Here is a 21,925-nt window from a genome sequence, read left to right as displayed (position 1 = left end):
GCCTGCGACCAAGCGATCAGGAAACGGGGGATTGTGGCTGCCGATACTCACTAAACAGATCGGCCGCCTCTTCAAGCACGACTGCAATCTCCTCCCAACTGAGCACGCCCTTAACCGTATTCTGCATGTTTCCATGCTCTCCACGCCCAAGGACCAAGGCTACTGCTGCATGGGGTGTATGCATTCGTTCGACCACGTTAACAAGTTTTTCGCGCTCACCCACATAAATAAAATCACGGCGCATATACGCGGCCACCTGCTGGGATTCTTCGGCCTGGTTAATCACATTTGCCCAGGCACCATCGCGGGGAATAACCCCCACAACCTTCTGCCCGTCTACCACCAAAAACCAACGTTTTTGAGGATGGGACAGGGCAAGATTCCAGAGATCCTGCAGCGATGCCTCATGATCAATACTCGCGGGTTTTTCCTGCATCACATCCTGCGAAGTTCGCATTTGCAGCAAGTTTACCTGCAAGCCAGCGGGCATGAAATGACCTCGCCGAACCAGCTTGAGCGTGTAAATGGAATCTTTTAACAGCAGCGTCCGTAGGGCAAAGCTCAGGATCACGGTTATAGTAATAGGCAGGATAACACTGTAATCCAGAGTCATCTCAAAAATCATGACAATGGCTGTCATGGGAGCACCGGTGGCACCGCCAACCATCCCCGCCATCCCGGCGACGGCAAAGGCAGCCGGGCTAATCTCCATATTCGGAAAGACCATCTGGCAGAGCACGCCAAACGCACAGCCTGCGATCGCCCCCAAAAAAAGCGCCGGCGAAAAAATGCCGCCCGACCCCCCTGAGCCCAGAGTAAGACAGGTCGCCAACAACTTGAGGGCAAAAAGGGCAGCCATCAGCCCCAAGGCCGACATCTGCCCGGAGAGTGCATCATTAATTGCACTGTAACCGACGCCATCAATGTAGTAATGGCCGGTGACGCGCATGATCAAATACATCAGGATGCCGACAAGCAGCATACCGCCGGCATGACAGCGGTAGGGATGCGCTTTGGAATACTCGGCAAAGAGATCCTCAAAACGATAGAGAGAACGTATATAGAGGGTCGCCAACACGCCCATACCAATCCCAAGGACTGCATAGTAAAGCAGTAACCAGGGACTCAGAACTGAGAAATAGGGTTGTTCCAGCGCAGGAATAACAAAGGCGGGGTGTACCCCAAAAAAAAGCTGACCAATGTAGGTGGCGGTGACGGTGGCCAAGGCAACCGGGACCAGGGTCGAAACACTGACCTCATGCATCAAAAGCTCGATGGCAAAAAGCAGCCCACCGATGGGAGTGTTAAACGTTGCGGCAATGCCGCCCCCTGCCCCGGCTGCGATCAGGGTTATGCGCTGCTTGGCAGTCATGGGAAAAATCTGACTCATGGTCGAGCCAAAGGCGGAACCGATCTGGGCTATGGGGCCTTCACGGCCAACCGAGCCTCCGGTGCCGATGCAGAAGGCTGAGGCCAGGGCCTTAAACAGAGCCACCATCGGGCGAATGAGACCTTTCCCATAATATACCGCATCCATCACTTCTGGGACACCGTGCCCCTTGGCCTCTGGTGCGAATTTGGTAACAAGAAAGGTAACAATCAGGGCGCCAAGCACTGGCACAAAAATGACTGCCAGCCCCCAGGGACTCAGGGGAGTGTGCTGGTTGGCATCATAACTCAGGCCATAGGTTCCCAGAAATAATCCATTATGCACAAGGGCGATAAGACCGCGAAACAAAAGGGCGCCAATACCGGCAACAACACCGGTGAGTACTGCCAGCAGCAGTAACGATATACGGGAAAGAGGGGGATGAATGGGTGGTGATTCCTGTTGCCCAAGCTGACTCATGGCAAGCCTCCAATGTGGCGGCAAAGGCGGAAAGCGGTTACCGCAAGGTGTGAAAAAACAGACAACACGCCTCCCCTGTCACGAACACAGAGTGGGTTGATCCTTTTTCACCTGGGGGCTCAGGTTGGAGGGACGAACAGAGTGAAGGGGGCGGAGAGCTGTTACTAACCGCCTGTAAGAGTAACGCGCTCCCAATGGAGGGCAACAAATTTTTTAAACAATCAAGCCTGTTGCCAGCAAAAAATTGCTCTGCTTGAACGAGGTTTCTTGATTGAGTTTCAGGAGAGCAGATCAGCTAACTCTTCTTGGCTCAGCAAGGAGGTAGGGGTGAATTGCCGGCGGTCATATTGCCGACGACGGTCGCGATTTTTTCTACGGTCCACCCCCAGTCGCAGACGGGTAATGGAACGCACCCACTCTATGATGGATCTGTTAGGCTTACGTGAGGTAAGGCGGGGATCGATTCGTCGTTCACGGCCACAGCGGCGATCCCCTTTTCGCCTTCGGTCGGTTGTTGCCACTCGTCGTTCAACAAAACCACTTTGTGGCTCAGCCAAAGCGACGTTTTGATCAGATATTTCTAAATCCATGGTGCAGTGTACATTTGTTTAATAGCAATATTTGCGGCACTATACAGGGAAACAAATACGAGGGAAACACCAGAGACAATAATTTTTGTTATTCCCGTAAACCTAGGAAAATTTTCCAACATACCTCCTGGGAAATCACCAGCCTCTTCCTTGGTCATAGCCTGATGAGCATATTTAGGCTTCTTAACACGATTCAAATCGAGGCTTGCTTGACGTCATCAAAAAATCCTGCATATACTCAAAGTATATGCACAATTACTGCATCAGACGATGCGGTTTCCTTCTCTCTTCAGCCCGCGAACAACTGCAATGAACATTTTCAAAAAAATCCTTCTTACCTCCAGCGCCGGTCTGCTTCTGCTTGGCCTCCTCTCCCTCTACTGGTCTTCACAATCGCTTAACCGGCAGGGGCAAAAAGAACTCGAGACCATCCGAGCTTCCATGATAGAAGATAAAACCTCGATGATCAAAAACCTGGTGGAAGTGGCCTATAAGGTCATTGAACATGCCGCAAGCCAGGATAATCTAACACTGGACCAACGCAAACAGTTGGCGATGGAGACACTTCGCTCCATGCGGTACGGAGACAACAACTACCTTTGGGTCAACACACTGGATTCAACCATGGTCATGCATCCTGCCAGTCCCAACCTGGAAGGAAAGAACATGGTCAACTTCCAGGACGCCAAGGGTGAATACATGTTTCAGCACTTCAGTCAGATTGCCCGCACCAAAGGCGAAGGGATGGTTAGGTATTCCTGGCAGAAACCTGGACACAATCAACCTGAGGATAAAATGGCCTATGTAAAAGCCTTTCCCGCCTGGAACTGGCTGGTGGGCACGGGGATATACCTCAGTGATATCGACCTGGCCATTGCCAAGAAGAAGGCGGAAATCAGCTCTGTTATTTCTACACAGCGTCTGCACCTGGGGCTGATCATTGCCGTCACCTTTGTCCTGACGTTGGTCCTGGTGGCTTTTTTAAGCAAGCGCATCACCGCCCCCATCGTCAATACGGGTGAGATCCTGCGGGAGATCGCTCAGGGGGAAGGTGATTTAACCAAACGACTCGATGTACATGGCAAAGATGAAGTGGGCAGAATGGCGGGTTGGTTTAACGCCTTTATCAGCAAACTGCATGACATTGTCCGTAACATTGCTGAATATTTCGAAACCGTGACTGCCTCTGCCAATCAGCTTTTGATCATCTCCAAACAGATGGATGAAGGCGTAACTTCCATGGGGAAAAAATCATCGGCTGTTGCCCGAGCAGCAAGTGAGATGAGTCAAAATATGCATTCAGTGGCAGCTGCCACTGAAGAGGCTGCGACCAATGTCCGTATCGTGGCCTCAACCGTTGATAATCTCAATCAGATGATGCAGGAAATAGGGAACAGTTCAGAGACTGCCCGCTCCATCTCCAATAAGGCGGTGGATGAAATGCTGCAGGCCTCAACCAAAGTCAATGACCTGGGCAAGGCGGCAGCGGAAATAAACAAGGTAACCGAGGTTATTACTGAAATTTCCGAACAGACCAATCTGCTGGCCCTCAATGCCACCATTGAGGCGGCAAGGGCTGGTGAGTCGGGCAAGGGCTTTGCCGTGGTTGCCAACGAGATTAAGGAGCTGGCCAAGCAAACTGCTGAGGCCACCTTGAATATTAGGCGACAAATTGAGGGGATTCAGAACCACATTCAGGAAACAGTGGGTGATATCGGCAACATTGCCGAGGTAATCAACGAGGTGGACACCACGGTATCTTCGATCAGTTCCTCGGTGGAGACGCAGAGAAACGCATCGGTGGAAATCATCGAGAACCTGCACCAGGCCTCAACCGGCATAGACGAAGTCAGCCGCAATGTGGCCACCAGTAGTACCTTTTCCGGCGAGATTGCATCGGATATCACCGAGGTCAACACCATCGCCCGCACCATCGCCGACAGTAGTCATAAGGTGAGTGTCAATGCCAGCGATCTCACCCGTCTGGCGTCTGATTTAAAGGTCATGATTGGTGAGTTCAAGGTGGATAGGACCCAGGCCAAGGGACCTGCCCAGACGGACGATGCCCCGGATCTCATCACCTGGGACAGTTCCATCAGCTTTGGTATCGACGCCATCGATCAACAGCATCACCACTTGGTGGATCTGGTGAACAAACTGCATCACGCCATGCGTGTTCGCGCGGGGAAATCAGTCCTTGGCGCAACCCTTGCGGAACTGGCCCAGTATACGGTGGAACATTTTAAAGACGAAGAACGAATGATGGAGGAGGCGGGATATCCAAAACTTGACGCTCACAAACGTGAACACGAGAAGCTGGTGGCTCAGGTGGTTGATTTTCAAAAACAATTCGAAAGTGGCAGCGTCACCATCACGCTGGATCTGATGAATTTCCTCAGCGACTGGCTGATCAACCATATCAAAAGGGTAGATCGTGGTTATGTGAGTTGTCTCAAAAAGGCCTGAATCCGTGAGCAACTGTCGGCACCGATTAAGAGTCAGATAAAGCGCTGCATTAATTGATCACAGATTCGATCCACATTTTCCGGAGTCACCATCCACTGCTCCACATACTGCTGGGCACGGGCTCTGAGTGAAGGGTGCTTGAGATCAGCAAGTGCATGAAAGACACCGCAACGGCGTCCTATCTGATAGAGGATCCGCTCGTCTGATGAAAGAGCAAGGAAGGTGTCAATGACCTTCAGCATTCGTGACTGGTCCTCTGGAAGCCGCCCTTCAATCTCCTCAAAGAGATTGAGAATATGATCGCTTTTCACCTGACTGGTTATCCCGGAGAGCGAGCGGAGAAAGAGGTGGAGTTCCTCAGCCGTTTGTTTATCGCCGAGTTTTTTAAAACGACCTGCAACCTGCTCTTTCGTCAGCTCAAGGGAGTCTGGCAGGGCCAAGGTCCGCAGACGGATAAAATCCGGATTGATCTGATTTAAGACCGCCGCACTCTCCTGGGCATGCGCCTGGGAGAGTTCCTCCCCTCCCAGTCCCGGCATGAAATATTCCGAGAGTTCAATACCTGCCTCTTTGACCATGATTCCCGCCTTGACATGGATGTGCGCATCGGCACCCTTTTTCACGCGGACGAGGACTGCATCGGAGCCCGATTCCAACCCAATATGAATGCGATTGAGCCCCGTTGCGGCAATGGAGGCAAGATCAGAGGCATCCATGCGGGCGATAGTCTGCGAACGGGCATAGGAGGTGATCCGCTCTATCTGGGGAAAGGCGCTACGGAGCGCCTCCAGTATGGTTATCAGTTCCTGAGGCTTAATGATCAGGCTGTTGGAATCCTGGAGAAAAACCGACTGACAGCCATCCATCACCCAGGTCCGGGCAGCATAATAGGCCACCTGCTCACTCCAGCTTAAAGCATCCACATCAACGGGATCCTTGCGCTGGAGCTGTCCAACAAAGCCTTGAACGGTCTTTATATCTTCCAATACATGCGCAAGCGGGCGGCGACTGAATTGCTGCCCTTTGTAGAGCCCGCAAAAGGTACACTTATTCCAGGGGCAGTTGCGAGTTACCCGAAGAAGCAGGCTGTTGGCCTCACTGGGGGGCCGAATCGGTCCCTGTTCAAATCCACCGTAGGGCTCTGCTGTCAAAGGTTGCTTGCTTGAGCTCATCCTTTTCGCGCCAGTTTGCGTTTAAAAGTCCAGAAATCAGGATGGAGCATCGCCAAAAAGGGAATAAGCTCCAGCCTGCCTACCACCATATCAACAATAAAAATCCCCTTGGTCCAGGGAGAGAGATTACCAAAGCTGCCCATGGGGCCGATGGTTCCATAGCCGGGGCCGATGTTGCCAATAGTGGCGGCTGTTCCGATGATGCCGACCACAGGATCATGCTCGATCACCGTGACGATCAATGAGGAAAGGGTCGCAAGAGCAATATAAAAGAGAAGAAACCCCAGGATCTGGCGTTGAATATCCCCTGGCACCGTGACCCGGTCGATTTTGATGGGCAACACCGCCTTGGGGTGCACCACCTGGGCGATCTCTCGTTTGAGATATTTAAGCCCAAAAAGCACACGTACCACTTTCACGCCGCCACCGGCGGAACCGGCGCAGCCCCCCACAAGCATCATGGTAAAGAGAATGGTCTGGGCAGGGATGGCCCAGAGGCCGAAGTCCTCAGAGGCAAAGCCTGTGGTGGTGATGATGGAGGCTATCTGGAAAAAGCTCTCCCGCAGCCCTGTCTGCCAGTCATCCCCTTCAACCAACATCAGGGAGGAGCAGAGCAGAAGCGACATGACCACCACGATAATCAGGTAGAACCGAAACTCCTCATTGTTGATCAGCGAACGGAACTTGGCCTGAAAAAAGACCCGGTACTGCAAGGCAAAGTTCCCCCCGGCAAGAAACATGAACAGGGTAATGGTCCAGGTAATACTGCTGCTGTTGTAGCCTTGAATTGACTGACCATTAGGAGAGAAACCACCGGCGGCCATGGTGGAAAAGGAGTTGCAGACCGCATCAAAGACCGGCATGCCCTGCAGTGAGAGTACCACCATCTCCAAGAGGGTCAGGAGGATGTAAATCATCCACAGGGCTTTTGCCGTATGGGTGATACGCGGGGTCACTTTTTCTTCTGTGGGGCCTGGGGCCTCGGCAAAAAACATCTGTCGCCCGGCCACGGCAAACTGGGGCAGGATGGCGACAAACAAAACGATGATCCCCATACCGCCCAGCCACTGACTGAGACTGCGCCAGAAAAAAAAGGTCTTGGGATACGGAGCAAAATCCTTGAGGATGGTGGCACCGGTGGTGGTAAAGCCCGATATTGACTCAAAATAAGCATCCAGTGGCCCCAACTGGTAAAAAAGGAAGGGAATGGCACCGATACAGCCGGTGACCAACCAGGCCAGGGTCACGATCAACATGCCCTCTGTACGCTTGAGGTTGTCAAAGTCCCGGGAAAAGCCTCCGTACCACTGGAACAAAAACCCCAGCGCCACACTGGAGCCACAGGCAACAACAAAGGGCAGGATGGAACCATACTCACCGGTGATCAGCGCCACCGATATGGGAGTGAGCATAATGGTGCCCAGGGCTACCAGTATAATCCCGATAACATTGACAATCGCGGTTATCTTCATTTGGCGAAGGCCGCCTTGATGGCCTCGGCATCCTTGGCCATGGTGAAGATGATAAGCTGATCGCCCTTCATCAGGGCAGTCTCACCATGGGGAAAGATCACGTTGCGGCCACGAATCACCAGGCCGATGATAGCACGAGCCGGAAGCTTGAACTCACGGACCAGGGTTTCGGTAAAGCTCTCCGGCAGGGTCAACCGCAGAACCTCGCCCTGCCCTCCCTCAACAAGGGCCAGGATATTGACATCCTTAGCGTGCAGTCGGTTGAGCAACTCTTTGAGCGCTGACTCGCGCGGCGAGACCACCACATCGATCCCCACCCGCTCAAACAGGGCCGAGTTGCGCACGTTGCCCACACGGGTGATGATACGCTCGCAACCGAGCTGCTTGGCCAGGAGCGAACAGAGCAGGTTTTTTTCATCGTTGTTGGTGACGCAGACGGTGACATCACTCTCGCCGATACTCTCACCTTCCAGCAGTTCCAGATCCGTCCCGTCGCCTTCCAGGATCAGACTTTTTTTCAGGTTATCTGCAAGATAGACACAACGGGCGTTATCGTGCTCGATCAGTTTGACCCGAATACCTGCCTGCTCCAGCTTCTGCGCCAGCATAAAACCGACGGAGCCCCCACCAATGACCGAGGCTGTCTTGATCTTGTTGACGTTTTGGGAAAACTGGGCCGCAAGTATATCCAGAGCCGGCCCGGTCCCCATAAAGATGACTTTGTCATCAGCCTGGATGGTGGTGGCACCGTTGGGGATAAAGAGATTGTGGTCGCGGGTAATCCCGACAATGAGCACATTCTGGGGAAAAGAGCAATCCATGATGCGGAGATTACAAATATTGGAGTGCTCTTTGATCCGGTACTCAAACATTTTCGCCTTGCCACGCACGAAATATTCCACATCAATGGCATCAGGCACGGAGACAATCCGAAAAATATCCTGGGTCAGGAGTTGCTCCGGCCAGATGATGGTGTCGATATCGTATTTGGTTTGATATCGATTTTGCGAGAGTGAATTGAGGTTGCGATACAGTTCCATCCGGCGAACAAAGCAGATGGTTTCGACCTCGATAATTTTCTTTGCTGTCCAGCAGGCAACGATGTTTGCCTCATCAATTAACGAACAGGCGATAAACAGATCGGCCTTGGCCGTATTGGCCCGCTCAAGCACCTGTACATCAGCGCCGTTCCCGGCCACAAAGCTGATATCCAGATTATTAAATTTATCAGGCAGGCGATCTACATCGTCAACAATGGTTATATTGTGTTTGCGGTACAGCTGAGAGGCCACTATATAGCCGGTCTCAGTGGCACCGTAGATAAGAACATTCATAAAAGATACTCGTCACGGCAAAAAATCTGCTTTTAGCCTTTGTACGGGAGAGATGAAAACAGGTTGCTCTTGCCGCCTCACAGTATAGGGTAGGCCCAGCGACTGCTCACGGATTCAGGGAAGTCTTGTAGGCTTCCAGTTGCAAGGTACTAGAAAATATCTATATTGTACAGGGTTAGGCAGCATCCCCAAGGCTTTTGCAACAACAACAATTAGACAAAGAGTGGCGAAAAATACCCGGTACGCCTATTTCCTTTCTTGGGGATCAGGCGGGAATTTGCTATACAAAATGATATGGAATCTTTCATTAAAAAAGAGGCCGCTGTGGCCACCATCATCTCCTGTGCCCCAGAACCCGAGGTACTGGTGCTCAAACGAAAATCCAACCCCCGTGATCCCTGGTCCGGCCATTACTCGTTTCCCGGTGGCCGCCGAGACAATGGTGATCCATCCCTGCTGGCGACCTGCATTCGAGAGACCTATGAGGAATGTGGTATCAAACTCTCCACCGACAATCTGATCAAACAGTACCCCATACGCCAAGCGGGCAATCACCTGAACCAACCGGTCCCAGTGACGACCTACCTTTTTGAGCTTCCCGAAGTTCCGCCCATTCAACTGCAGCAGTCCGAAATCAGCTGCCACGAATGGTTAGAGCTGGACTACGTATCCGATAGCGCAAATATTATCAAGCGCCCAATGAGTCCTCGTTGTCCTGAGGTACTCTTCCCCTGCATTCCAGCCACAGAAGGCTATATCTGGGGGTTCACCTACGAGACATTAATGATGGTGATTGCGGACCGATACTCGCATATTTCCTGAAAAATTTCTCTATTTCTCCTCTCGCTTTCCCCATGAAAGAGCGCTTGACTTTTTAGCCGTTGATTTGTATCAATATCGGTGCGTCTGAATGGGAATTCATTTACTTTGGGCAAAGCATCCGAGAACATTAACTTTTTCCCCGCCTTACGGATTCGTGTCGGCCACGACACCTCTCCCCCAGGCCCTCTCGCAGAAGCTGTTCCCTCATTTTCCTGTTCAAATTCATATTCCTATCTTGCTTCACATGAGTACCGAGTTCGTTTCTTGATCCAAAGTCCCCTTGGGGATTTGCATGACAACTGATGGTAGTAACCAATTTTTGGTCTACTAATTTGCAGTAGGTTCAACAACAAGGAGAAACAAATGAAAGCACCAGTACGTGTAGCAGTAACCGGAGCTGCCGGTCAGATCAGCTATTCCCTCATCTTCCGCATTGCCAGCGGCAGCATGCTCGGTCCTGATCAACCCGTTATCCTGCAGCTTCTCGAGATTCCCCCGGCAATGGGTGCCCTGCAGGGTGTATTGATGGAGCTCAACGACTGCGCCTTCCCGCTGGTAGCAGACGTTATCGCCACCGATGATCCCAACGTTGCTTTCAAAGATGCCGAATTCGCCCTGCTGGTTGGCTCCCGTCCTCGTGGTCCGGGCATGGAGCGTTCTGACCTGCTTGATGCCAACGGCGCTATCTTCACCGTACAGGGTAAAGCACTCAGCGACAACGCCAATCCCAACTGCCGCGTACTGGTTGTTGGCAACCCGGCGAACACCAATGCCCTGATCTGCATGAAAAATGCTCCCAAACTCAATCCGCGCAACGTCACCGCCATGATGCGTCTGGATCACAACCGTGCCATGTCTCAGATTGCAGAGAAAGCTGGCTCTCATTCCACCAAGGTTGAGAAAGTTGTTGTTTGGGGTAACCACTCCGCTACCCAGTATCCGGACATCAGCTACGCCTCTGTTGACGGTAAAGCGGTGAAAGATCTGGTTGACGATGCCTGGAACAAAGACTACTTCATCCCCACCGTTCAGCAGCGCGGTGCCGCCATCATTAAAGCTCGCGGTGCATCCTCTGCTGCTTCTGCTGCCTCTGCAGCCGTTGACCACATGCGCAGCTGGGCTCTGGGCAGCGAAGGCAAATGGGTCAGCATGGGTATCTACAGCGCTGGCAACCCCTACGGTGTAGACGAAGATCTGATGTTTGCTTTCCCGATCATCTGCGAAGGCGGCGATTACAAAATCGTTGAAGGTCTTGAGATCTCCGCTTACAGCCGTGAGATGATCATGAAGACCGAGGCCGAGCTCAAAAGCGAGCGTGATGCTGTTGCAAAACACATCTCATAAGGCCTGATCTCGCCAGAGAGAGGTTGTTGCAAAAAAGGGTGCTCTCTTGAAGAGCACCCTTTTTTTATGGAAACCAACCCCATACTCCAACATTAACAGCCTCAATTTCTTGACAAAGTCAGACGCAACCAGCTACCCTCTTTGTAATGATCGCCGTAAGTTCACGACAGCACAAACAACAGTCACCTGGGGTTTAAGTACTCTTTTACAGGAGCTTCGCCGTGAGCACTTTTTCAAGCAGTGACATACAGGCCCTGATTGATTCAGGTCATATTACCGAGGCAGGAACTCTGCTCACCATGCATGGGGACGAGATGCCTCCCCAAACGCGTGAGGACCTGGAGACTCGACGTCAGCAGCTATGGAATAAGGCCGAAACGCTCATTGCTCAGGGAGAGAGCCATGAACTTCAAGGAAACAACAGGGAGGCGCAGGAATGCTATCAGCAGGCGGCCAAGGTCGCCGTTGATTTTCCAGGGCTACAGGAACGAAGAAAACGCATCACCGAGACGCTGGCGCTGACCGATGCGGTGCGGCTTCGTTCAAAACGGATTCGCACTCAGGGCAAACAGGCCAAAGGCAGTAAGCGATCGGGCAGCTCTGGAGCACCTCTTTTGACAGGAGCTCTGCTGCTTGCACTGGCCGTGGGCGGCTGGTGGTATCTAAGCCAGCAAAAAAGCCAGCCCAATGTGCCAACTCAAAATGAGCAGCCCGCTGTGATCAGCCAGAATGATCAGGTGGTGCCACTAGCTCCCTCCACAACACCACCGCCACAACTCCAGGAACAGAGATCTGCGCCTCAAGCTTCCGCAGAGGCTCCGGTTGCAGAGTTGGGTGCACAGATTCGGGCGGCAACAACGGATACGGTTGAGCAGGCCGAAGCAGATGCCCAAGAGCTGGTTCAAAGCCTGACGGAAACGCAGGTTGTTGAGCAAGTGCAACTCAATGATCAACTCAGTGAACCAGAACCGTTGGCCATGGAGGCGACGCAAACACAAGAGCCCCAAGCTGAACGTCAACCGCTCCCCCAGGGGCCTCTCCCTGCGAATGAACCCAACATCCATGAGGATGCCCAACCTGCAGCTCCGGCTCAAAGTATTCAAAACCCGCCAGTCCTGGCCCCCGCTCCCACACCGCCAGCAGAGCTTGAGCCCTCGCTCCCCCTCCAAACTGAAACACAGTATTACACGGTCAAACCCGGAGATTCGCTGAGTAAGATCACCAAGCGCGTGCTTTGCAACCAGGACGCCTGGACAAAATTATATGCACGTAACAAAGAGCTGATTGATAATCCGGATCTGCTCCTCCCCGGCACCAAGCTGAACCTTCAGGGGGTGGAAAACCTGTGCTCCGGCAAGCAAACACCTTAATCAGGCCTGAACACCTACACATCAAGAAATGGTGCGGAAGATATAAACTCCAACCGCTCACCACTCTCAGGATGGTCAAAGCAGAGCCTGGCCGCATGCAGACAGAGCCTGTCGCCCAGAACCCCGGTGCCGTAAAGACGGTCGCCTGCGATAGCTGAGCCCAGCCCAAGGGGGTGAGCGGCATGCAGGCGTAGCTGGTGGGTTCGACCGGTGAGCGGGATAAACTCGATCAAACTCTGTCCCTGGAGAGTGGAGAGTTTCCGCCATCGGGTCTGCCCTAACTTTCCCTGGACCGGATCATACACCTGATGCGGTCGATTGTCGGGATCAAGACGAAAACGAAGAGCAATCTCCCCGGATTCCTTCGCCACAGAACCATCGAGCAGAGCCAGATACGTTTTTTCAACCGTTCGCTGGGAAAACTGGGCAGAGAGGTGACGATGAGCCTGGGCGGTGATCCCCAGGACCATTAAACCGGAGGTATCCATATCCAAACGATGGGCAGCCGGTTGCTCGATGCAGTCGGGAAAAAGAAGACGCACCCGCTGAGTGACACAGTCCTGCTTATCCGGGCCACGACCGGGAACAGCCAATAAGCCACCAGGTTTGTTGACCACTACAATAGCTGCATCCTGAAAGATTATCTCTAGTTCACACATCCACGCCTCCGCAGAGCTGAAATCCAAGAATGGGCTGACATTTGGCCTCACAGGCCACGTAGAGCTGCCCATGGCGCTTGGTTTGCGAATGGTTGGTGGTTCCCCAGTAAAACTCGACCAACCCTTCAGGACGCAGCCCGTGGCAGGCCGCGTGATGGAGCAACTTGGGTGCGCAGCAGTCGCCGGTCCCGGCAGGAGGCATGCCCTTCCCTTGAAAGACCTGAATGAGCGGGGCAGATTCACCGCGAAAATTTCGCAGGGTATAGAGTGCATGAATTGCCTGCATCAACTCCTGGGAAAGCTGCCGCCGCTTTCGTTTCAACTCCCTGTATTCCACCGAAACAGGCTCACAGCGTTGCAGTCTCTGCCCTAACGCCTTGATCGCCCTATCCGGCTCAGCCACCAGTGTATCGAATCGTTTGACATCAAAGATCGGCCCCACCCAGCCAGCTACCTGCCAGAGTCCGTTGAGCTGACCTGAAAATGCGCGCAGCACGACCCGCTTTCCGGCATCATCTCTGCATGAGAGCAGGCCAAACATCTTGCCGCCACCGGTCTCAAAAAGAGGGCGGGTTGCGCACCGGGGATCATCGCCACACGGTGCCTCAAGGCCGTCGATGCGCTTAACACGAGAAAGATGACTCATCAGCGCATGGCAGTCGGATAATACCGGTCCTGCCGGTAAGAGATGGCTTCGATTGCAGGCAGCGCACCAGCCACCACTGCGCATTTCTTCTATCTCTGCCCCCCTTTTCCCTCTTTCAATCATTTCCCGCTACCGACGAAACAACCAGAGCAAGAGCGAGAGGACCAGGCTCACCAGGATGCAGCTGGTCAAAGGAAATGAAAATCGAAAATTCTCACGGACAATAAGGATATCACCCGGTAGCCGTCCCAAAGGCAGCTGCTTCAACCAAGGCCAGAAAAGCCCTAGGCAAAGAAAAAGAATCCCTAGAAGAATGAAGGTCTTACTCATCGCAACAACCTGTCGTGGTATTGAGAGAAGATGGCCGACGCACACGTCCTCTTTCCTGGCTCAGAAGCACACCGGTAAAGACAAGTAAGCTTGCCAGCCATTGCCAAAGTGTGAGTCGTTCGTCTAAAATAAGAAAACCAAGAAGAATGGAAAACACCGGTATCAGATTGACAAAGGCAGAAGCCTGGCTGGCAGGAATACAGCTCACTCCATAATTATACAGCCCATAGGCGCCTAAGCTCACAACCAGCCCCAGATAAAAAATAATCCCTATCCCCCCCAGGCTGAGCCCCGATGCCTGGACTGAGGGCAAAAAGAGAATGGGCAAAAAAAAGACGGCGCCCGTAAGAGCCTGGATACCGGTAAGAAAAAAAGGATGGAAATCTTTACTTAACCGTTTCATTAGAATAGTATACCCCGTCGCACAAACCATGGCCATGAACTCTAAAAAGTTCCCCAGAGCCGGTTGTGGAGCCTGGGGGGTTTCCTCTCCGCTCAGACTGAGCCAAAGTGCACCAGCGGCGGCGACAACAAATCCGCCGATGGTCCGAACGGTGATACGTTCTCCAAGAAAAAAACCTGCTGAGAGCACCACCATCAAAGGCAGCATGGTGGTAATCATCGCGGCCTGAGATGCACTGGTGCGGGTCAGTGCTGCTGTTTCAAAAAGAAAATAGCAGCAAGGCTCGCATAAACACATGGCAAGTACAGGCACAAAGAGTTTTTTAGGGACAGGCCCTTGAGCCAACGAACCAAGAAAGGGAAGAAAAAAGAGCGAGGCAACGATCATTCTCCCCAAAATAACCACCAGGGGGTGCATTTCCTGAAAACTATATTTCAAGGCAACAAACGAACTTCCCCACAGTGCCATGGCCAACAGTAAGGCCGCCATCGGCACCACCCTCTGCAGACCTTCGGATATCACGGATCCATCTTTAGACACTATGCACACCCCTCTTTCTTTTTGTCGAACAATTCGGCGTACTGTTTTTTTATTCCAGCTCACCTTCACCCTTATCTTGGGGATTGTGGTGGTCTCCGCCCAGGTTGCCTCCTCGCAGCCGGGCGCTGTCAGTGTACAGCAGACCGTGGGGCTATACCAAAAAATCCCCGGACTGACCAGTCAGCAAAAAGCATTGGGTGCCACAGCCATTGCACGGTTGAACTATAACGGCCAGCGTATCCTCCGCAAAATCTGCACCGTTCCTGGCGTTGACTTTGATCATGCCAGCCTGATGATCGAGCGATTGCAGCATGAACGCTTCACCTTTGAACAGGTACTGACCTTTGAGGCGCTGACAGAACTTGCAGGGATGAATATCGAGCAAGCCACGGCCTCACTCACCACTGTCAAACAACTGAGCTTTGACACTGGACGTGCCTTTAGAGCCCTTCTGGGAGTTCAGGGCATTACCCTGCACCAGGCCATGGCGCTTATCCCCACCCTCAACAGCATGCCAAGCGACCATGTCCGTGCGGCGCGGGCTCTGTTTCAAATCGGTGACCTGCGTATCAACCAGGCTTTGAATGCACTCCCCCTGATTGTACGATTGCAGGGCCACCAGGCAAAGGCAGCCGAAGCCTTTGCCGGCAGCAGCAACATGACCACTGAGATTATGGTTGATGGGCTCAATCTACTCGCCCGGCTCTATCAAAACGATGCCAGAAACGCACGCTTTCTGTTTTCCAGAAAAGGGATTACCGCTCAGGAGAGCTGGGACTGGCTGGTGGCTTATTTTGCCCTGCCCGCCCACATTCAGGAAGCCCAGTATGAAAGCTTTTCCCCCCAAAAAAAATCTGCGCTGCTGCAGGCATTGTATGAGGGCGGCAAAGAGATCCTGTGGAAAATCAACAACCTTCACGCTATCACCAATCAAAATGGCTATGAGATCTCCGAGGCAAGCTTAGGACGATGGTCCATGCAGCAACTGGAAAATAAATACCAAGAGCTCCAACCTGCTGTACGCGCACGTTTTGACAACTTGAGTCAAACCAACCGGGCGACTGCCATTGGCCAGCTCAAAAGGGCAACCGCCGCCGCCCGGGTACAAACCGCACGGGACCTTACAGTGGCCAACAGTTATGCAATTATGGCCCAAGGGAGCGAGCTCTATGACTCATCCTTTCGGGATATCATGGTGCCTGTTTTGCTTACTCGCATTCAGGGCCGCTATCAGGGCGACCTCCTCAATTTTTTACAGATTATCGACCCTGAGAATCTTCTGGTGGCCGATTTTATCGCGAGTTGCGCCCAAAAAGGGAAGCTCACCGAATTTTTCCCGGAGGAACTCTACAAACAAAAAGAAATTCTCTCTCTCATCACCGACTCTGCACTGAAAAGTGAAGACTCCATTCTCCTTTTTTCCGCCACCTTCACCCACCTGCTCAAGGTCCTTTCTCCGGAAGCACGGACCTACCTCATCACCCTCATGAGCCAGCAGAGCGAGTCGGAAACCGCAACCAACGCCAAGTTGATCAACGTGATTTTACAGTATTACCTGCAAACTTCACCGGAGTTGCTGGGCAGAGAGGACCGCATCCTCATCAGCCGTATGATAGTACGTCATGGTGCGGTTGACATGGAGCGCTACCAGACCACCCCCTTTGCCCAATGGAAGGAAGATGGGCGCCTGGGTTCCGTCTCCATGTACCACCCCGATGACGATGGCCGCCAATCCTTTGCCTCCAATGCACGCATGTTGCTGGCAAGCGGCTACAAGCTCAACATCTCGGAACAATACTCCATCCCCGCAATGACAGGTAGATTTCGCGCCGAAACCAGGGGATACCTGAAGGCAGGCCTGCCTTCGCTGTTTCAGGCGATGCAAAACAAACACTTTGCCATCGCCTTTACCAAAGACATCAATGGAATTCGCATCAATCACACCCAGTTCGTCTACTCCACCCAGGACAACCAAATGGAGATGCTCAGGCGTTTTATTCTCTCCGGAGACGAGATGCTGGCCCAGCGTGGCCACAGCTACTGGCGCTCGGAGCAGATCACCGAGCCCTTGGGAAAACTGATTGAATCGGGCAGAATCAAGACAGACGAATTGCAAAACAAACAGCGTTTTCTCAGCCTGGGTTCTTGTGGTGGCGTCAAGGTGTATACCAATCTTACCCGGCTCTTTGCCTCGTCGGTGGACCTGCTGGCCACCATTGGCACCGGGCTGGCGATGATCAACGATCCTTACAATAAGATGCTCTTTGAGATTGTAGCCAAAAATGAGACCACCATCTCCTGGAAGGATGTGGCTCGCCAGTCCGCCTCCATCTTTCAAGGAGACAGAGGCCAGGACTACCTGCTTCCGGGCTCGCTAACCGCCATGCTCCACAAGATGCTTGATGAACAACAAAATAATGCTGCAAAAACCAAAAAGAAAAACTTCTTTCAACGAATTAGTGGGTAAGCCTCTCCATGCCGCTCTATAGCCGTGAAAAAACAGAGGAAATGATGGCTGTAGCCGCGAGCGGCCCAACCCAGGTCTATCTGATCTTTGGCGAACGCTATCTCTGCCGCAACGCCTCTGACCAGCTTGAGAAGGTGCTCTTGCAAGCAGGAGGGACCCTGCACTCTATTGATGGGGATCGCGAAGACTGTCAGACCACCCTGGCAAAACTCCGTGGGTTCAGCCTGTTGCCTGGCCGCCAGGTTTATCGAGTCATCGACACCCGGCTCTTTCACTCCAAACAGGTGGCAAAGAGCATCTGGGATCGAGCCCAGAAGGCGCAGGCTGCCGGTAAGCAGGAACAGGCCGCCCGTGCCCTGCGCGCCTTCGTTGAAAGCGGCGGCCTGACTCCAGCCGAATACGAAGAACTCCCAACCATGCCTGCTAGTGAGTGGCAACACTTGTTTGGCTTTGCCAAACCCGGTGGCGATTTGAACTGGACCGCCTCGCTGCTGAGATCCGACCAGGCTCAGACACAGGCAAAAGCGGCCGCAGATCCGGCTGAGTCGCTTATGGCAACACTTGAATCCGGCCTGCCACAGTCCAATATCCTCATCCTCATCACCGAGGATGTGGATAAGCGCAAAAAACTCTTTAAACAACTCAAGGAGTCCCAGTCCATCCTGGATATGAGCGTGGAGACCGGCGCCAGTTCCAAAGCGCAAAAAGCGCAAAAAGCAGTTTTACAGGATCTGGTGCAACAGACGCTGGCCAAACAAGGCAAGACCCTTGCTTCCGGGCTCACGGATCTGCTTTTTGAGCGGGTTGGGTTCCATCCGGTGGCGGTGGTCATGGAATTGGAGAAAGTCATAGCGTATGTGGGGGAGCGACGACAGATAACCCGCGAGGATCTGGATCTGCTTGTTGGTCGCACCAGGCAAGAGGCCCTCTTTGAACTCACCGGTGCCATATCGGCGGGGAACCTGGCCCAGGCACTGAAAATTGGCCAGCGTCTCCAGGAAAACGGTATTCATCCCCTGGCGGTGGTGGCCACCCTGCGCAACTATGTCCGCACCCTGATGCTGTTTCGCTCTTTGTTGGAACAGCCTGAAATAGGGTTTCAGGGATCCATGTCGGCCCAGGCTTTTCAAAATACCTGCCTGCCCCGGCTCAAAGAACGAGAGCAGTGGAAAAAAGAATTGAGCGGGCATCCGTTTGCACTGTACATGCAGTTCAAGACCGCCTCCACCATGAACCTGCTACTTCTGGGACGCTGGCTGAAACTGTTGTTGAAAGCAGAGCTGCGCTTGAAAGGCTCCCCCGTGCAGCCCGAGATTCTCTTACAGCATCTCCTGCTTTCGATGATGCGCCGTGCAACTTCAAAAGAATAACTGAGGGGTTTTGACTAACCTTGCAAAATCAAGGACGGGTATTACAATACTGATATAGAAAAATGATTTGAGTCGAATAAAAGCACCCAACCCGTTCGATTTATACAATAATTCATGGCGCTTCTAACGGGAGTCATGTACGTGTTGATACGAGAACAAGACAGTTGTTCTTAAGAGCACCCGCAGTTCACAGGACGTACAGAACGAAGGCCACAGCATACAACTCGTTGTTCTCAGGTCTTTTAATGAGAATAACCAACTTTGATTCCTCGAACAAAGTGTAATCCCATCGAGTAGAGGTATGGCAAAAGAAGATTCAATTGTTCAGGAAAAACTCGAAACCAGCGACCGGGAGGCCGTACAGGAACCGCCGCAGTACAAGGTTCTGCTGCATAACGACGATTATACCACCATGGATTTTGTCGTCATGGTTCTGCAGACGGTCTTTCACAAAAACACCGAAGAGGCCACGCAAATCATGCTCAATGTGCATCACCAGGGCATTGGCATTGCAGGGGTCTACACCCGGGAAATTGCAGAAACCAAGGTAGAGACGGTTCACCAGATGGCTAAACAGCATCAATTTCCCCTTCGCTGTTCCTTGGAAAAGGAGAGTTAACATAAAGCAGTACAGCCAGACGGGTACCCCGGTATTCGTGGATCCAAGGGGAGGATGACTCCCCGACGAGGAAATACATATGTTGAGTAAAGAACTGGAACTTGCCCTGATTAAAGCGATCAAAGAAGCAAAAAACCATCGCCACGAATATGTGACGGTCGAGCATATGCTCTACGGTTTGCTGCACGACGATCTTGCCCGGCATATCATCGACAAGTGCGGTGGCAACAACCAGAATATTAAAGAGCGGCTGGAGCGCTTTTTCGAATCCGGCATGCCGATCATGAAAGAGCTTGACGGTGAACCCGCCCAGACGGTTGCCTTTAATCGCGTCCTCCAGCGTGCGGTCAGCCATGTGCAGAGCTGTGGCAAGAAACAGGTTGACACCGGCGACGTGCTGGTCTCCATCTTCACCGAGCCAGACTCGCATGCCGTGTATTTTCTGGGAAGTGAAGGTGTTGGCCGCATGGAGGTGGTGGAGTATATCTCCCATGGCCTGCCCGAATACCTGCAGAAAGAACCCTATCAGCAGCCGCCTCCCGGACCTGGCGGTGGACAGGCACAACCTTCTAAAAAACGACAGGACCGCTCCTCTGATGCCTTGGACGAGTTTACGGTCAACTTCGCACGCCGCGCCGAGGAAGGCACCATTGACCCGCTCATCGGACGCGACTTTGAATTGAAACGTATGATGCAGGTACTCTGTCGCCGGAAGAAAAACAATCCACTTTTGGTCGGTGAACCGGGCGTGGGCAAAACCGCCATGGCAGAAGGCCTGGCCCTGCGTATTCACGAAGATGGACTTGCCCGTAAGGAAGAAAAACCTGATCCTAAAAAGCTGGTTCCCGATCTGCTCGAGGGAACGGAAATCTACATGCTTGACCTGGGCACTCTGGTTGCCGGCACTAAGTATCGTGGTGATTTTGAAAAGCGGCTCAAGGAAGTTGTTGCAGCCATCGAAGGCAAAGAGAAAGCTATTTTGTTTATCGATGAAATGCACACCATCATCGGCGCCGGCGCCACCAGCGGCGGCTCCATGGATGCCTCGAACCTGCTTAAACCGGCACTGCAGTCTGGCACGATCCGCTGCATTGGCTCCACCACCTACGAGGAGTATAAAAACCATATCGAGAAGGATCGGGCTCTTTCGCGCCGTTTCCAGAAAATCGATATAGAGGAACCCTCGGTCAAGGATACCTGCCGTATCCTCAAAGGTCTGCAACCACGCTATGAGGAACACCATCATATCCGCTACAGCAAGACCGCTATTGACGCAACGGCAGAGTTGGCCCATCGCTATATTAACGACCGTTTTCTGCCGGACAAGGCTATCGATGTCATGGATGAGGTGGGCGCCTTCTTCCGTCTTAACGGCAAAACCGGTCGCACCATTGGTGTACGCGACATTGAGCAGGTTGTCTCCAAAATCGCCCGTGTTCCGGTCAACAGTAAATCTGGCAGCGATCTCAATGATTTGCTCAAACTCGAAGATAGCCTGAAATCGGTTATCTTTGGCCAGGACCAGGCTATTGAGGCCCTGGTGAAGGCGGTGAAACGTTCCCGGGCCGGACTGGGAAACCCGCAGTCGCCCACAGGCTCGTTTCTCTTTGCAGGTCCAACCGGCGTGGGCAAGACAGAGGTTGCCCGGCAGCTGGCAGCCTCGCTCTCGGTGAACTTTGAGCGGTTCGACATGTCTGAGTACATGGAAAAACATGCGGTTGCCCGGCTCATCGGTGCACCTCCAGGCTATGTGGGCTTTGATCAAGGTGGCCTACTGACCGATGCGATCCGTAAGCATCCCTACACGGTGCTGCTCTTGGATGAAATCGAAAAGGCGCACCCGGATGTCTTCTCCATCCTGCTGCAGGTTATGGACCACTCGACCCTGACCGATAATGCAGGGCGTCGTGCAGATTTCCGCAATGTCATCCTGATTATGACCACCAATGCCGGTGCCCGTGAAATGAGCGAGCGTACCATTGGTTTTCTGGGCGACAGCTCCGGTAAAGAGCAAAAGGCAATTAAGAATATGTTTTCGCCCGAGTTTCGTAATCGCCTGGATGCGACCATTACCTTTGGCCCGCTGGGCCCCGAGACGGTGGAGAAGGTCGTCGAAAAGATGGTTGGCGAGCTGCAGCTGCAATTGGCCAGCAAAAAGGTGGAGATTTCACTCAGCCCTGCTGCCCGTGCATGGCTTGCCAAAGAAGGCTACGAGCCCGCTTTTGGCGCCCGGCCACTGCGTCGCCTGATTATGCGTGAGATCGGCGATGTACTCACCGAAGAGATCCTTTTTGGGCAGCTGATTAAGGGAGGGCTGGCGAAGGTTGGCCGGAAGAACGGAAAGACCACGTTCAGTTACAAATAGCTCATCAAACTTATCCTGCTGTTTTTTTCTAACCCGTCAAATCCTTTTGGATTTGGCGGGTTTTTTTTATTCGCACACAAAAAGTTCAATTTTTTTTACTCCCCCCT

General features: G+C 52.8%; 18 protein-coding genes. 8 read left to right on the top strand and 10 right to left on the bottom strand.

Translation table 11 applies throughout. The features are described 5' to 3' along the window. Window positions 1-16 precede the first annotated feature (16 nt). The 3 genes from JWJ90_RS08685 to JWJ90_RS08675 form a co-directional block, all read right to left on the bottom strand. Window positions 17-1,849 carry a chloride channel protein gene (locus tag JWJ90_RS08685; RefSeq protein WP_205226822.1) on the bottom strand — a complete coding sequence of 611 codons (1,833 nt, stop codon included), beginning with the start codon at window positions 1,847-1,849 and terminating at the stop codon, window positions 17-19. 278 nt (window positions 1,850-2,127) lie between these two features. Further along, complete coding sequence (locus tag JWJ90_RS08680; protein WP_205226821.1) at window positions 2,128-2,439, bottom strand: hypothetical protein; 312 nt, start codon at window positions 2,437-2,439, stop codon at window positions 2,128-2,130. Next, a complete protein-coding gene (locus JWJ90_RS08675) occupies window positions 2,430-2,636 on the bottom strand; it encodes a hypothetical protein (RefSeq protein WP_205226820.1) in 207 nt (68 codons plus the stop codon). Before JWJ90_RS08675 ends, JWJ90_RS08680 begins: the two co-directional genes overlap by 10 nt. A gap of 112 nt (window positions 2,637-2,748) precedes the next feature. On the opposite strand from JWJ90_RS08675, the gene JWJ90_RS08670 reads away from it, so the two are divergent. Beyond that, a complete protein-coding gene (locus JWJ90_RS08670) occupies window positions 2,749-4,905 on the top strand; it encodes a bacteriohemerythrin (protein ID WP_205226819.1) in 2,157 nt (718 codons plus the stop codon). 32 nt (window positions 4,906-4,937) lie between these two features. Here JWJ90_RS08670 and JWJ90_RS08665 read toward each other — a convergent pair whose 3' ends face one another. From JWJ90_RS08665 to trkA, 3 genes are read right to left on the bottom strand one after another with little or no spacing between them, the layout of a single operon-like run. After that, the gene (locus JWJ90_RS08665; RefSeq protein ID WP_205226818.1) at window positions 4,938-6,077 is read right to left on the bottom strand and encodes a radical SAM protein; all 1,140 of its coding nucleotides are present in this window, start codon (window positions 6,075-6,077) and stop codon (window positions 4,938-4,940) included. Beyond that, the gene (locus JWJ90_RS08660) at window positions 6,074-7,549 is read right to left on the bottom strand and encodes a TrkH family potassium uptake protein (protein WP_205226817.1); all 1,476 of its coding nucleotides are present in this window, start codon (window positions 7,547-7,549) and stop codon (window positions 6,074-6,076) included. Before JWJ90_RS08660 ends, JWJ90_RS08665 begins: the two co-directional genes overlap by 4 nt. Next, window positions 7,546-8,883, bottom strand: coding sequence for a Trk system potassium transporter TrkA (gene trkA / locus JWJ90_RS08655; RefSeq protein ID WP_205226816.1), 1,338 nt, complete (start codon window positions 8,881-8,883; stop codon window positions 7,546-7,548). The genes JWJ90_RS08660 and trkA overlap by 4 nt, the downstream gene beginning before the upstream one ends. Window positions 8,884-9,177: 294 nt before the next feature. Here trkA and JWJ90_RS08650 point away from each other — a divergent pair, with 294 nt between their 5' ends. The 3 genes from JWJ90_RS08650 (at window position 9,178) to JWJ90_RS23720 (ending at window position 12,419) form a co-directional block, all read left to right on the top strand. Beyond that, window positions 9,178-9,705 (top strand): NUDIX hydrolase, encoded by a 528-nt coding sequence (locus tag JWJ90_RS08650; protein ID WP_205226815.1) that lies wholly within the window; start codon window positions 9,178-9,180, stop codon window positions 9,703-9,705. Between the two features lie 363 nt (window positions 9,706-10,068). After that, window positions 10,069-11,049 carry a malate dehydrogenase gene (locus tag JWJ90_RS08645; protein ID WP_205226814.1) on the top strand — a complete coding sequence of 327 codons (981 nt, stop codon included), beginning with the start codon at window positions 10,069-10,071 and terminating at the stop codon, window positions 11,047-11,049. Window positions 11,050-11,270: 221 nt separating this feature from the next. Next, window positions 11,271-12,419, top strand: coding sequence for a LysM peptidoglycan-binding domain-containing protein (locus tag JWJ90_RS23720; RefSeq protein ID WP_205226813.1), 1,149 nt, complete (start codon window positions 11,271-11,273; stop codon window positions 12,417-12,419). Between the two features lie 14 nt (window positions 12,420-12,433). Here JWJ90_RS23720 and JWJ90_RS08635 read toward each other — a convergent pair whose 3' ends face one another. Genes JWJ90_RS08635 through JWJ90_RS08620 form a run of 4 tightly spaced genes read right to left on the bottom strand, consistent with a single transcriptional unit; the run spans window position 12,434 to window position 14,946 of the window. After that, window positions 12,434-13,078, bottom strand: coding sequence for an RluA family pseudouridine synthase (locus JWJ90_RS08635; protein ID WP_205226812.1), 645 nt, complete (start codon window positions 13,076-13,078; stop codon window positions 12,434-12,436). Continuing rightward, window positions 13,071-13,847 carry a hypothetical protein gene (locus JWJ90_RS08630; protein ID WP_205226811.1) on the bottom strand — a complete coding sequence of 259 codons (777 nt, stop codon included), beginning with the start codon at window positions 13,845-13,847 and terminating at the stop codon, window positions 13,071-13,073. The genes JWJ90_RS08635 and JWJ90_RS08630 overlap by 8 nt, the downstream gene beginning before the upstream one ends. A 6-nt stretch (window positions 13,848-13,853) precedes the next feature. Next, window positions 13,854-14,054 carry a DUF2905 domain-containing protein gene (locus JWJ90_RS08625; RefSeq protein WP_205226810.1) on the bottom strand — a complete coding sequence of 67 codons (201 nt, stop codon included), beginning with the start codon at window positions 14,052-14,054 and terminating at the stop codon, window positions 13,854-13,856. Continuing rightward, complete coding sequence (locus JWJ90_RS08620) at window positions 14,047-14,946, bottom strand: DMT family transporter (RefSeq protein ID WP_240194827.1); 900 nt, start codon at window positions 14,944-14,946, stop codon at window positions 14,047-14,049. The genes JWJ90_RS08625 and JWJ90_RS08620 overlap by 8 nt, the downstream gene beginning before the upstream one ends. On the opposite strand from JWJ90_RS08620, the gene JWJ90_RS08615 reads away from it, so the two are divergent. The 4 genes from JWJ90_RS08615 to clpA all read left to right on the top strand — a co-directional run bounded on the left by JWJ90_RS08615 (window position 14,924) and on the right by clpA (window position 21,818). Next, window positions 14,924-17,464 carry a hypothetical protein gene (locus tag JWJ90_RS08615; RefSeq protein ID WP_205226809.1) on the top strand — a complete coding sequence of 847 codons (2,541 nt, stop codon included), beginning with the start codon at window positions 14,924-14,926 and terminating at the stop codon, window positions 17,462-17,464. The two genes, JWJ90_RS08620 and JWJ90_RS08615, sit on opposite strands and share 23 nt — an antisense overlap. 8 nt (window positions 17,465-17,472) lie before the next feature. Further along, the gene (holA, locus tag JWJ90_RS08610) at window positions 17,473-18,834 is read left to right on the top strand and encodes a DNA polymerase III subunit delta (protein ID WP_205226808.1); all 1,362 of its coding nucleotides are present in this window, start codon (window positions 17,473-17,475) and stop codon (window positions 18,832-18,834) included. 301 nt (window positions 18,835-19,135) lie between these two features. Further along, entirely contained in the window at window positions 19,136-19,453 is a 318-nt protein-coding gene (gene clpS / locus JWJ90_RS08605) for an ATP-dependent Clp protease adapter ClpS (RefSeq protein ID WP_205226807.1), read from the top strand. A gap of 79 nt (window positions 19,454-19,532) precedes the next feature. Beyond that, the gene (gene clpA / locus JWJ90_RS08600) at window positions 19,533-21,818 is read left to right on the top strand and encodes an ATP-dependent Clp protease ATP-binding subunit ClpA (protein WP_205226806.1); all 2,286 of its coding nucleotides are present in this window, start codon (window positions 19,533-19,535) and stop codon (window positions 21,816-21,818) included. Window positions 21,819-21,925 lie beyond the last annotated feature (107 nt).

Source organism: Desulfobulbus rhabdoformis (genome assembly GCF_016919065.1).
In the GTDB taxonomy this organism is placed as follows: domain Bacteria; phylum Desulfobacterota; class Desulfobulbia; order Desulfobulbales; family Desulfobulbaceae; genus Desulfobulbus; species Desulfobulbus rhabdoformis.
This window is presented reverse-complemented; position numbering and strand designations above follow the sequence as displayed.

Excerpts from the sequence above, each read along its gene's own strand:
- JWJ90_RS08615 (WP_205226809.1), top strand. The coding sequence starts at position 14,924 with ATGGCCAACAGTAAGGCCGCCATCGGCACCACCCTCTGCAGACCTTCG.
- JWJ90_RS08650 (WP_205226815.1), top strand. The coding sequence starts at position 9,178 with ATGGAATCTTTCATTAAAAAAGAGGCCGCTGTGGCCACCATCATCTCC.
- JWJ90_RS08635 (WP_205226812.1), bottom strand. The coding sequence starts at position 13,078 with ATGTGTGAACTAGAGATAATCTTTCAGGATGCAGCTATTGTAGTGGTC.
- holA (WP_205226808.1), top strand. The coding sequence starts at position 17,473 with ATGCCGCTCTATAGCCGTGAAAAAACAGAGGAAATGATGGCTGTAGCC.
- JWJ90_RS08620 (WP_240194827.1), bottom strand. The coding sequence starts at position 14,946 with ATGGCGGCCTTACTGTTGGCCATGGCACTGTGGGGAAGTTCGTTTGTT.
- JWJ90_RS08685 (WP_205226822.1), bottom strand. The coding sequence starts at position 1,849 with ATGAGTCAGCTTGGGCAACAGGAATCACCACCCATTCATCCCCCTCTT.
- JWJ90_RS08680 (WP_205226821.1), bottom strand. The coding sequence starts at position 2,439 with ATGGATTTAGAAATATCTGATCAAAACGTCGCTTTGGCTGAGCCACAA.
- trkA (WP_205226816.1), bottom strand. The coding sequence starts at position 8,883 with ATGAATGTTCTTATCTACGGTGCCACTGAGACCGGCTATATAGTGGCC.
- clpA (WP_205226806.1), top strand. The coding sequence starts at position 19,533 with ATGTTGAGTAAAGAACTGGAACTTGCCCTGATTAAAGCGATCAAAGAA.
- JWJ90_RS08645 (WP_205226814.1), top strand. The coding sequence starts at position 10,069 with ATGAAAGCACCAGTACGTGTAGCAGTAACCGGAGCTGCCGGTCAGATC.
- JWJ90_RS08630 (WP_205226811.1), bottom strand. The coding sequence starts at position 13,847 with ATGATTGAAAGAGGGAAAAGGGGGGCAGAGATAGAAGAAATGCGCAGT.
- JWJ90_RS08665 (WP_205226818.1), bottom strand. The coding sequence starts at position 6,077 with ATGAGCTCAAGCAAGCAACCTTTGACAGCAGAGCCCTACGGTGGATTT.
- JWJ90_RS08625 (WP_205226810.1), bottom strand. The coding sequence starts at position 14,054 with ATGAGTAAGACCTTCATTCTTCTAGGGATTCTTTTTCTTTGCCTAGGG.
- JWJ90_RS08660 (WP_205226817.1), bottom strand. The coding sequence starts at position 7,549 with ATGAAGATAACCGCGATTGTCAATGTTATCGGGATTATACTGGTAGCC.
- JWJ90_RS08670 (WP_205226819.1), top strand. The coding sequence starts at position 2,749 with ATGAACATTTTCAAAAAAATCCTTCTTACCTCCAGCGCCGGTCTGCTT.
- clpS (WP_205226807.1), top strand. The coding sequence starts at position 19,136 with ATGGCAAAAGAAGATTCAATTGTTCAGGAAAAACTCGAAACCAGCGAC.